Raw genomic sequence first — 11,257 nt, 5'->3', positions numbered from 1 at the left:
TGGTCACAGTAAATCAATCACCCAAAGACACGTTTAGCTCCCAGTTTTTTTCCTCCATCTCTTGATATGAGTATGTCAGATCGCCTCGCCTACCGATCTGAATTGTGTAAAACTCTGCTTTTCGTATCCCATTCACTTCGATAGCAAATTGGCAGTGGTTATCAGATATTATTTTACCTATGCCTAACTCTCCAGTCGCAATAGTTTCTCCTTTATGATCTTTTACTAGCACCTGCCTACCACTTTTAATATCCCCGTAACCTCCTTTTCCATTACAAAACTGACCCACTCCACCGAAGAAGTCATCCTTGAGTGTTAGTGAACCTTTAATATTGTGATTGAAACCTAAAAAAGGTATTCCTTTAAAGGTTATAGTTGCTAAGACAATAACTCCTACTACAATCAAACGTTTTTGACGCTCGGGATTTTCATTAAGATAATTTTTGCCGATGTCTAACAATTCTTTGAATTTTCGTTCTCTAAGCAAATCAATAATCGGAGTCAATAGCTCAGTCAAATTTGCAAATTTATCTGTTGATAATTTTTTTGAATCTGAACTAACCTCTGCCTTTAGCTCAAACTCTCGATTCCAAGCCGGAAAATCCTCACCCACCTGCTGCCCGTAAACCTTCACAGATGCGATCGCCCCCGCCTTCAAATTCGTCAACTCCCTGCGGACAATCCTGATAGAAACCTCCTCATCAGGAACCACATCCGACTCCAGCATCACTTGCAAACAACCGTCTTGCAAACTCGCAGTCGCCGTAATTCCCTTATTTTGCAACGGCAGATTTAACAGAGATGCGATCGCCTCCACATCCCCAAGCTTAGCCCGTTCCTTCAAACTAAGCTGATTTGACTCCGTATTTTCACTAGCACTTGCCCGCCCCTCTGTAACATCCGTAACAGGCAACTTTAGCCCCGCCACTTCAAACTCTTGACTCCACGCCGGCACCTTCGCCCCCGTCTGTCGCCCGTAAACCTTGACTTTATCAATCGATGCAGCGCCCAAACCAGCGATCGACTTACTCACCCACGCAGCTAGGGCTTGCTGACTAGGCGCTTCTGTCGCTTCCAGCATCACCTGCAAACAACCATCCTTAAGGGAAGCTGCGGCGGTGATACCCTTAGCTTGTAGCTGGCGGTTCAGCAGAAGGGCGATCGCCTTTGCATCTCCCTGTTTCGCGAGTTCCAGAATATTCGGTTGTGTCATAACAGGTAGATACAACTAGCGCTGAGCCTAACATTTTCTGCTTTAAGTATAAATTATTTCCTAATTCCCAAAAATTTTCAAGCCATATAAAGTCATATTTAGTAGTTTTTTCCATCCCAACTAGGTCATAAAAAGTCACATTTAGCTGGTTGCTACTAAAAAAGTCATATTTAGTTGGGTTACAATCAGGTCAACCCCTTGCATATGCCTGACTGATGGACGTTGAAGAAGCCTTAAAATTTACAGACCATCTAGCTTTAACTACTACAGGAAAACACTTAGATAGTCTGCAAAAGGCTATACTGCGCGGCGCTTGGGACAATCAAAAATATAAAGAAATTGCACAGGAACACCACCGTTCAGAAAAATATGTTAAAGAAGTTGGTTTCAAATTGTGGAAGCTTCTGTCAGTTGCATTAGGTGATGAACAAGTATGTAAAGCAAATTTTAGAGCAAAGCTGGAAAATTTACGAGTTGGGAATGTCTCACTCGTGGGGAATGGCTGCATCCATATTGGCAACATCTCCGCAGAAAATGTGCACTCCCCAGAAGTCTCACAAACTGAACCGCAAGACAAGGATAAATTTAACGAAAAAACAAGCAATTCCGAACCAAAAGTGCATTTAGACTTAGGGGACGCACCAGAACCCAACCTATTCTATAACCGCACATCCGAACTCACCACCCTCAAACAGTGGATTTTGCAAAACCGCACCCGCCTCATCACCATATACGGCTTATCCGGTATTGGCAAAACTGCCCTTACTCTCCAACTAATCCCACAAATTAAACACGAATTCGATTATATTATTTACCGCAGCCTCCGCAATTCTCCACCCCTGCAAACACTCCAAACCGACTTAATTAAATTCCTCTCCCAGCAGCAAGAAACTAACCCCCCCAACCCCCCCTTATCAAGGGGGGGCGAAGAGATTCAACCTCTTTCTCCCAGGCGCGGCGAAGAGATTCAACCTCTTTCTCCCCCCCGAAGCTTGGGGGGGTTGGGGGGGGTAATCAACTATTTACGATCGCACCGCTGTCTCCTAATCCTCGATGACCTACAAACGATTTTCACTCCTCAACAACTCGCAGGCCACTACCAACCGGGCTATGAAAATTACGGCACATTCTTCAAACAACTAGCCGAATCATCCCACAACAGTTGCTTAATTTTACTCAGTTGGGAAAAACCCAGAGAAATTGCCGCCCTAGAAGGCGAAAACCGCCCATGTAAATCGCTGCAACTCAACGGTTTAAGCCTGGAAGCAGGGGAAATATTCAGAGAAAAAAGATTAGCAGAAGAGGAGAAATGGTCACAACTGATTGACCTTTACCGAGGCAATCCCCTCTGGTTAAATATAATTGCAACTATGATTCAAGATTTATTCGGCGGCAGCGTTTCCGAGTTTCTATCCTATGATACCCTATTTTTAGGTGATTTAGAATCTCTGCTGCACCAGCAGTGCGATCGCCTATCTGAATCAGAAAAACAAGTGATATCCTGGTTAGCTAATGAAGTCGAACCAGTTGAAATATCAAAAATTTCAGCCAATCTCGAATTATCCCCATCAGCCTTATTACAAGCTGTGCAATCCTTGGGACGGCGTTTATTAATTGAAAAAGTGAAACAAGGTGAGAAAACGCTTTTCACACTCCAGCCTGTATTGATGGAGTATTTGAAAAACCAGTTTCTAAAGTTTGGATAGTTTCAGGGCTTCTCATGGGAGGCTAGAAACCGGGTTTCTGCGAAATTTTGGGTTTAGTAGCGATGAATCTAGGAAGAAACCCGGTTTCACCAGAGCACAACTATTTTGCAAGGTGCGTCGCTACTCGAAAAGTCGCTCTTGTTTAGGGATTTATCGCAGGCGACGCACCCTACGACTATTATTCCGGTTGTTAGTTGAGTGAAGTACAGATGCTGGGGTAGGGAAACGTCATTGTCTATTAGTGTGAACTTAAGCCGAAAGACCGCTTAACCCGAAAGACCGCCAGGGGTTAAAACCCCTGTCTAATAGCGAAAGTCCTCTGAAGAGGACTAAAGAAATCATCAGTCCTCTTCAGAGGACTTCAGCTTTGAGGCAGGGGTTTCAACCCTTGCCGGACTTCGGGTTTAACGCGATTGTTGACACGCCTTTTGCGATTGCAACGCTCGTGAGCTCGCAATGACACGCTTACATGAGGAGAATTCTCGCAACCAAACCAGCCTATCTTCGGGAATTCCGCTCTCCGCAGCCGCCAAATGTGCTAACGTACAATCAAAAATCCCCAAATTTCAACTATCGGGAGATAGATAACTGTGTCCGCTCAAGCACCTCCAACTCCCCATTACAAATGGTTTAGCTGCATTTCTAGCACTGTTTTCGCCGCATTGTGCCTGTTGCCCATTTTCAGCGCTGCGGGATACGCCCAAACTCCCCAAAATAGAGCCATCAAAATCGGCGTGGTGCAGCGGTTCGGTACCAAAGCAACCGACAAACTCACGCTGAAAGCATTACCGGGCGATAGCTTAACATTAAGTTACAAAACTCCTCAAGGCACAGAAACCAAAACTGCTGCCAGCATCAAGCTAGAAATAGCCAATAAACCTCTGGAAGCGCCATTAGTAGAAGAACGAGTTGTTCTGAGCTCCCACCGCAGTTTCGAGAGTGCAGAAGATAGCGCCAATCAGTGGCGCGCTCAGGGAATTGATGTGGAAATTGCTCAACCTTTGCGCTGGCAAGTTTGGGCGAAAAGAGATACTTACAATTCTCCTATAGTGCGGCGCTGGCTGTTGCAAAGTTTGCAAGCTCAAGGTAACAAAACAGCTTTTTTAGATACGAAAGTTTTTAAACAAATACCCCAGGCATTTTGGGTTTTAAACGGCTTTCGTTTCAACCGCAATGAGTTAGATGTGACTGCGGGGAAAAATGCGATCGAGGTATTGGAACAAACTACCCAAGAGGCGACAGCTACCGAACCAGAGAAAGCAATTCAACAAACTCGCCGTTATGGCGGCAGCTTGCGCCTGCAAAAAAATGCTTACGGCACTTATACTTTAGTCAATGAAGTGCCGACGGAAACTTATTTGCGCGGTGTTGTTCCTCACGAAATTGGGGCTTTTTCGCCTTACGCTTCGATTGTCGCTCAAGCTATTTTGGCGAGAACTTACGCCCTGAGAAATTTGCGCCGGTTTGCTGTGGATAATTACGAGTTGTGCGCTGATGTTAACTGTCAAGTTTATCAGGGTTTGACTGAGGTTTACCCGCAAAGCGATCGCGCGATCGCCCAAACGAGCGGTTTAGTCCTAACTTACGAAAATCAGCTCGTAGACGCGCTCTATTCCGCGTCTAGCGGCGGCGTGACGGCGACTTTTGGCGATGTGTGGCACGGCCCGGAACGTCCGTATTTGCGATCGATCGTCGATTCCCCCAAGAATGTCTGGGATTTGTCAAAGCAGAGCTTGTCTGACGAAAACAACTTCCGCCGTTTTATGACTCTGAAAGCAGGGTTTAATGAGGAAAAAGAAGACACCTTCCGCTGGCGCGAAGAAGCTTCATTGACATCGATTGGTGGATTTCTCAAACAGTATCTTCAGAAGAAAAAGCACCCGCTGGCTAATTTTAAAACTCTCACAAAAGTTGAAGTGGTGGAAAGGTCGGTCGCAGGTCGAGTTTTGCAAATGAAGGTACAAACTGATTTGGGCCCCATCGATATCGATAAAGATGAGATTCGCAATGCTTTTTTCCCGCCGATTAGCACGCTTTTTTACCTCGATCCAATTTACAATCCTGACAAAACTCTCAACGGTTATGCTTTTGTCGGAGGCGGTTTCGGACACGGGGTGGGAATGAGTCAGACTGGCTCTTACAATTTAGCTAATTTGGGCTGGAGTGGATCTCGCATTCTGAGTTTTTATTTTCCCGGCGCTCAAGTTGTGCCGCTGAGCGATGCAATTACATTTTGGCGCGAATAGTCGATCGAAGTCGCCATAAGAGTCGGCGATTTAATTCGCCACTAAACAAACAAAGTCCGCCTTTGCGGACTAAATATCAGTCGTAAAACTTTTAGATTTTAGACTTTGGATTCTAGACGGGTTTCACCGTTAATCTAAAATCGGGCATCTAAAATCTAAAATTATTTGGTCAGCTATCTGCTCAAACAGCTAGGAATTCGTAGCTGGGAGTGACAGACTGCTGGCGGCTTTGTTACAGTCTTAGACGCAGAAACCCGGTTTCTTAACATAATTGCCGTATTTGGGCTTAATTCTGGAAACGAGAAACCGGGTTTCTTAGGGTATCACGCAGAGCGTCCTTTTTTAGTACAGCTCTTCTTCTTTGTGAGTTTCTATCGTACAGTCAGACTTCGGATAGGCGACGCAGGTGAGAACCATTCCGGCCTCAATTTGGTCGTCATCTAAGAAAGATTGGTCGGATTGGTCAATTTCGCCTGCTGTGATTTTGCCGGCGCAGGTGGAGCAAGCACCAGCGCGACAAGAGTAGGGGAGGTCTAGTCCTGCTTCTTCTGCAGCATCAAGAATGTAAGTATCGTCGTCAACGTCAATGGTCTGGTTAATTCCTTCGGCTTCGCTGATGAGGGTAACTTTGTAAGTTGCCATGCACTAAATCCTCTCAAAAATTCAACAAGATTGATAATTTTTCCTAATGCAACCTTCAATGCTCTATTAGCTTTGAGGTGAGCTCTTAGGTTCGTTCCCTTTTTGATAGTAGGGGAAAGAAGCAAGGTTGCAACACTTATTTACAAAATATTTGAATGGGATTAGTTATAACTTTTTCTAATTTCATCTTGATTACTTATACCTATGTTGGGCTCAGCCGTGTGATACTGTTGCCGCAAGACTTGCGCAAAATAACCCAGTTTCTCTTAAAAATCCTGTTTAGAGCCGTAAAGCCCAAAAAACCGGGCTTTTGGTATGCGGTATGTCGATCGACTTTCAGCCAGACTTGCTGGAGTTTGTCCCCGCCAGCCGTGAACAGTGGACAGTTGACAGTTGACTGCTTGACAGTGGACAGTTGACCGCTTGAGGGCTTGTCAGTCAGCGCAGTCGTTGGGTTGACAGTTGCACAGTACGGGAATCAAACCATTTATGCTTAACGGGTATCGGCTCTATTCATGAGATTATTTATGTCCTCACGCCATGTGGCGGTTAGCATAGATCGCACCAGACTTGGTGTTGAAAGCCCGCCTAAATCGCACCACAGCCTAAAATCTGCGCGATGGAACTGTGAACCCCTGCGCTGCAAGTCTTTAACTATACTAAAATCTAAAATCTCAAATCTCAAATCTAAAATCCTATGACTCAAATTAATACTGGCATTGGTTTTGCAGTAAATTCTCCAATTCGCGTGGGGATTGTGGGTACTGGTTTTGCTGCTAAGTTGAGGGCCGAGATGCTGGTAGCTGACGCGCGATCGAACTTGGTAGCAGTCGCGGGCCGCAACCCGGAGAAAACCGCAGCATTTTGTCAAACATTCGGGGCGGAAGCTGAGGTTTCTTGGCGCAAGCTGGTTGAAAGAGACGATTTAGATTTGGTAATTGTCTGTACTGTGAACCGCGATCACGGGGCGATCGTCCTCGCCGCGCTGGAAAATGACAAGCACGTTGTGGTGGAATATCCTCTATCTTTAGACGTGTCTGAAGCAGAAAGGGCGATCGAACTTGCCGCCCAAAAGCAAAAACTCCTCCACATCGAACACATCGAACTGTTAGGCGGCTTGCACTCCTCCATCAAAGAATCTTTGCCATTAATCGGTAAAGTTTTTTACGCCCGCTACGTTACTATTACTTCTGTGCGTTCCGTACCTGAGCGCTGGACTTATCAACACTCCCTATTTGGTTTTCCCTTAATCGGTGCAATTTCTCGACTGCACAGATTTACTGATTTGTTCGGGGAAGTGACAAGCGTTAACTGTCAAACTCAATTTTGGGACACTAAGCCAGATTTTTATAAAGCTTGTTTGTGCAACGCGCAGTTGCGTTTTGCTAATGGGGTTTTGGCTGAAGCTGTTTACGGCAAAGGCGACACATTTTGGCAGTCGGAAAACGTTTTTACAATTTACGGGGAAGAGGGAACGCTGGTTTTTACTCCCGAATCCGGTCAATTAATTCAGGGAGAAAATAGGCAGATGATTCAAGTAGGAACGCGGCGCGGTTTGTTTGCGAAAGATACGGACATGGTGTTAGACTGTTTGTTACACGGTACGCCTTTGTACGTCGAGAATACAAGTAGTTTGTACGCTTTGAAGGTGGCAGATGCTGCGAGGATATCGAGCGAAATTAGGCAAAATGTCGCCCTTAGCCATTTATAAATAGGACTGACGCAATAATAAATCGTTTTTTATGCTATGTATAGGGTAAGGTTTGCCGCGGCGCCTTACAGTAAAATGGCCAGAGTCTATATATAGTAGTTCGTACTCTAACTTAAATTAAAGAGTTATGCCTGCGAGCAAAAATATTTAGAACAAAAAGCACTGTAGAATGCAGGTTTGAGCCTTGACGACCCTTTTGTCACTGCTGCCAAACATCAGCTTTCGTTGTGCTAAAAATTTCAAAAAACATAGATAACATTAGGCTGCTTTCAGTCACTAAAAAAAAGGAATTTATGCCGGGACACGACATTATCGTTATTGGAACTTCGGCAGGCGGACTCAAAGCACTGGGCGCGATCGTCGGTACTCTGCCGAATGACATAGATGCTGCCATCTTTATTGTTCAGCACCTCCCAGCCGATAAGTCCAGCATTCTTCCCCAAATTCTGGCAGATGTAGGCTCTCTCCCGGCATCTCACCCGTCCGACGGAGAGCCAATTCAAAAAGGGCGAATCTACGTCGCGCCGCCGGATTATCACCTGTTGCTCAATCAAGGCTCAATGCGCCTGGTGCATGGGCCTAAAGAAAATAGATTTCGACCCGCCATCGATAGCTTATTTCGTTCAGCCGCTCGTGCTTATGGTTCAAGCGTGGTGGGTGTGGTACTGACTGGCTATCTGGATGATGGCACCGTGGGGTTGCAGGCAATCAAGAAACGGGGCGGAGTGGCGATCGTCCAAGATCCAAAAGAAGCAGAATACCCCAGTATGCCAAAAAGTGCCTTGCGATATGTGAAGGTCGATCGCTGCCTGCCGCTGGCAGAAATCCCACACCTGCTAGTCCAGTTATCAAAGCAACCTGCCGCCGAGCAAGAGGCCTACCCCATGACCGAAGAGATCGAAATTGAATCTAACATTGCCCAACAGCAAATGAATACTAAGGAGCTTTTAGAGAATGTAGAAGCGATCGGGACTCGGACAACTTACACCTGCCCTGAATGCAACGGCAGCATCTGGCAAGTTGACAAATCAGAGCCGCTGCGGTTTCGCTGTCACACGGGGCACTCCTATACGGCTGATACATTTCTGGCAGAGCAAACTCAGAATTTGGAGAAGGCCTTATGGTCGGCAGCTCAAATAATGGAGGAAAAGGTCACGTTTTTGCGTCAAATGTCTGAGCGAATGAAAAATTACAATTTACACAGTGCGGCAGCAAAATACCAAGATCACGCCAAAAACCTGGATGGCGAAGTATCACTGATTCGAGGCATAATTCTCAAGGGCTTTGCCACGAAACAAAACATTGCCGAAACAGATGAAGAGCAGCCACAGTAACTCAACCTCGATCGCGTTTTATTTCCACCCAGCAATACGCTTAACGAGTGTTTTACAGCCGCGTAAAATTTTACTCGTTAAGGCGCAGCACTTATTACTTTAGACAACTGAGAAATGTGACGGTAATGTTCTAGACGTATAGTATATTTAGCCTCATTTAAATTTAATTTAATTGTGTAATGCTGATATATCGAGGTTGATTTTTTACTCGATTTATCCAAGTTTGAATTGCGGGAAATCTCGTTAAATCAAATCCGCCCTCGCCCGCAACGTGAGTGTAAGCAAATAAACCGATGTCAGCAATAGTATAGCGATCGCCTACAAAAAAAGCATGGTTTTCTAAATGCTGTTCCATCACCGCCAAAGCAGCATAACCCGGTACTTGTTTTTGTTGAAGTTCTGCTTGATATTCCTCAGCTTTCCCTGTCAAATACCAAAAACGAGAAGTAGCAATAAAAGGTTCGTGACTGTACTGTTCAAAAAACAACCACTGCATCACTAAAGCGCGTTCAAATTTATCGCTGGGGAAAAACTCCGTTCCTTCGCTCAAGTAAAACATAATCGCATTCGATTCAAACAGAAATTGACCCGGTTCTATTTCTAAAACAGGAATACGCCCGTTAGGATTTTTCAGCAAAAACTCGGTAGTTCGACTTTCTCCTTTGAGAATATCAATTTCCCGCCGCTCGAAGGGAAGATGGATCTGAGTTAAAAGCAAGCGGACTTTGTAGCAATTCCCAGACGGAGAATATTCGTAAAGTTTAAACATATTTTTTTTACCGCAGAGAACACAGAGAACGCAGAGTTAAGAAAGAAAGAAGTTTACAGATTATTGTAGCATTGGCGGGTAAGAGCAGAATTGCTACTTTCAGAAGTAATATGGTTAAGGTGCAACCCCGATCGCCCAAGTTCATCAATATTGGAGACTCAATGAAATTATACTGGAAAGAATTTCACTTAAATTCAGAAACTATCGGCTTAATTTACGGTTTTTTGGGCGTAGTTGGATTTAGTTTGACACTTCCAGCAACCAGAGCAGCAGTGAGCGATTTAGACCCGCTTTTTGTAGGTTTGGGACGCGGATTGGTAGCAGCTATACTAGCAGCATTGACTCTGCGGATAACGCATCAACCCATTCCCTCAAAACAGCAATTTCGGAGTTTATTAGTTGTCGGATTGGGAGTGGTTTTGGGATTTCCCGTACTGTCGGCTTGGGCTATGCAGCAAGTACCTGCCGCCCACGGTGCTGTGGTGTTGGGATTGTTGCCTTTAGCAACAGCGATCGCGGGAGTTTTGCGAGCTGGCGATCGCCCGGATGTCACTTTTTGGATTGCTAGCATTGTCGGTAGTACAACCGTTGTCGTTTTTGGAATTATTAGCGGTGCTGGACAGCTTCAGCCCGCAGATTTAGCTTTGTTTGGATCTGTAATTGCTGCTGCTTTTGCCTATGCTGAAGGTGGGCGATTAGCTAAGGTTTTAGGTGGGTGGCAAGTTATTAGTTGGGCATTGGTGATTGTCGCTCCTTTCGAGGTTTTGCCCACAATTTTTGTGGTCTTAAAACAAGGGTTGATAGCTTCACCGATCGCCTGGTTGGGTTTTGCTTATGTGAGTATTTTTAGTCAATTTATCGCATTTTTTGCCTGGTATCACGGTATGGCAATTGGTGGAGTAGCCCGGGTAGGTCAAATTCAGTTGTTGCAACCATTTTTGACGATTCTAGCCTCGGCAATTTTGCTTGGTGAAACTCTGGAGCCGATCGCCCTAGTCACCGCCTGTTTGGTTGTGGCCAGCGTAGCTGCGGGTAAAAAAGCATCAATTAAGCGGGCAGAGGATTTGTGAGGCGATCGAGATATTAACTTTAGTTTGAATCACTTAAACGATCGCAGCCTTTTTCTCAACAGTCTCTGAGCAGACTACTGACTATAATCATGGACTTTCAGATATCTACTCTATTCTATCTAAAGACAGATGTAAAGTGGCGCAGCGCGATCGTGAATTGTCTAGTCTCGCGCCTCACTATGCTGGAAGACATCGCTCGGGTTGACGATTTTCTGAAACTTTATTCGCATCTTTAACCTAAGACTGATGGCAATAACTCCGCATCATGAAATGATAAATCGGTGATGCAAAACTGATTGACAACGCACCTCTTCTCTCTCTTCTCTACGATCGCCCTAGCAACGGAGATGATTTGGTAATTGAAGTAGGTAAAGATGAGGTGAATTACGCTCGCACGATCGATTCACCCACGGTCGTTTTAACCGGACAGAACTCAAACGGTGTCATGATAGCGGTTCGGATTAGTTACGCTGTTGGGACACAAACATCGATCGCTCTACAAGCTAATTGAGCTGTTTGAATAATCCTGTACTCAACTTAAACATTACCCACACTCAATAATGGGC

The 11,257-nt window shown here is 45.2% G+C and carries 9 protein-coding genes; 6 read left to right on the top strand and 3 right to left on the bottom strand.

Annotated features, from left to right (window positions below):
* Window positions 1-13: 13 nt before the first annotated feature.
* A complete protein-coding gene (locus QUB63_RS00940; RefSeq protein ID WP_332942889.1) occupies window positions 14-1,213 on the bottom strand; it encodes a hypothetical protein in 1,200 nt (399 codons plus the stop codon).
* Between the two features lie 215 nt (window positions 1,214-1,428).
* Here QUB63_RS00940 and QUB63_RS00935 point away from each other — a divergent pair, with 215 nt between their 5' ends.
* Together QUB63_RS00935 and QUB63_RS00930 are read left to right on the top strand one after the other, a co-directional pair.
* Window positions 1,429-2,919: an ATP-binding protein gene (locus QUB63_RS00935; protein WP_332942888.1), complete on the top strand. Its 1,491-nt coding sequence runs from the start codon at window positions 1,429-1,431 to the stop codon at window positions 2,917-2,919.
* A 590-nt stretch (window positions 2,920-3,509) separates the two neighbouring features.
* Entirely contained in the window at window positions 3,510-5,165 is a 1,656-nt protein-coding gene (locus tag QUB63_RS00930; protein ID WP_332942887.1) for a SpoIID/LytB domain-containing protein, read from the top strand.
* A gap of 342 nt (window positions 5,166-5,507) precedes the next feature.
* On the opposite strand, the gene QUB63_RS00925 is transcribed toward QUB63_RS00930, so the two are convergent.
* Window positions 5,508-5,807, bottom strand: coding sequence for a ferredoxin (locus QUB63_RS00925; protein WP_332942886.1), 300 nt, complete (start codon window positions 5,805-5,807; stop codon window positions 5,508-5,510).
* Window positions 5,808-6,504: 697 nt separating this feature from the next.
* Here QUB63_RS00925 and QUB63_RS00920 point away from each other — a divergent pair.
* The gene (locus QUB63_RS00920) at window positions 6,505-7,518 is read left to right on the top strand and encodes a Gfo/Idh/MocA family protein (protein WP_332942885.1); all 1,014 of its coding nucleotides are present in this window, start codon (window positions 6,505-6,507) and stop codon (window positions 7,516-7,518) included.
* Window positions 7,519-7,811: 293 nt separating this feature from the next.
* Window positions 7,812-8,852: a chemotaxis protein CheB gene (locus QUB63_RS00915; RefSeq protein ID WP_332942884.1), complete on the top strand. Its 1,041-nt coding sequence runs from the start codon at window positions 7,812-7,814 to the stop codon at window positions 8,850-8,852.
* Window positions 8,853-9,015: 163 nt separating this feature from the next.
* Here the strand turns inward: QUB63_RS00915 and QUB63_RS00910 are convergent, their stop codons facing one another.
* Window positions 9,016-9,621: a glutathione S-transferase family protein gene (locus QUB63_RS00910; RefSeq protein ID WP_332942883.1), complete on the bottom strand. Its 606-nt coding sequence runs from the start codon at window positions 9,619-9,621 to the stop codon at window positions 9,016-9,018.
* A 161-nt stretch (window positions 9,622-9,782) separates the two neighbouring features.
* Here QUB63_RS00910 and QUB63_RS00905 point away from each other — a divergent pair, with 161 nt between their 5' ends.
* Both QUB63_RS00905 and QUB63_RS00900 read left to right on the top strand, forming a co-directional pair.
* Window positions 9,783-10,691: a DMT family transporter gene (locus tag QUB63_RS00905; protein ID WP_332942882.1), complete on the top strand. Its 909-nt coding sequence runs from the start codon at window positions 9,783-9,785 to the stop codon at window positions 10,689-10,691.
* 352 nt (window positions 10,692-11,043) lie between these two features.
* Window positions 11,044-11,202, top strand: a complete 159-nt coding sequence (locus QUB63_RS00900; RefSeq protein ID WP_332942881.1) for a hypothetical protein — start codon at window positions 11,044-11,046, stop codon at window positions 11,200-11,202.
* Window positions 11,203-11,257 lie beyond the last annotated feature (55 nt).

Origin of the sequence: Microcoleus sp. ARI1-B5, assembly GCF_036705795.1 — a bacterium.
Lineage (GTDB): Bacteria > Cyanobacteriota > Cyanobacteriia > Cyanobacteriales > Microcoleaceae > Microcoleus.
This window is presented reverse-complemented; position numbering and strand designations above follow the sequence as displayed.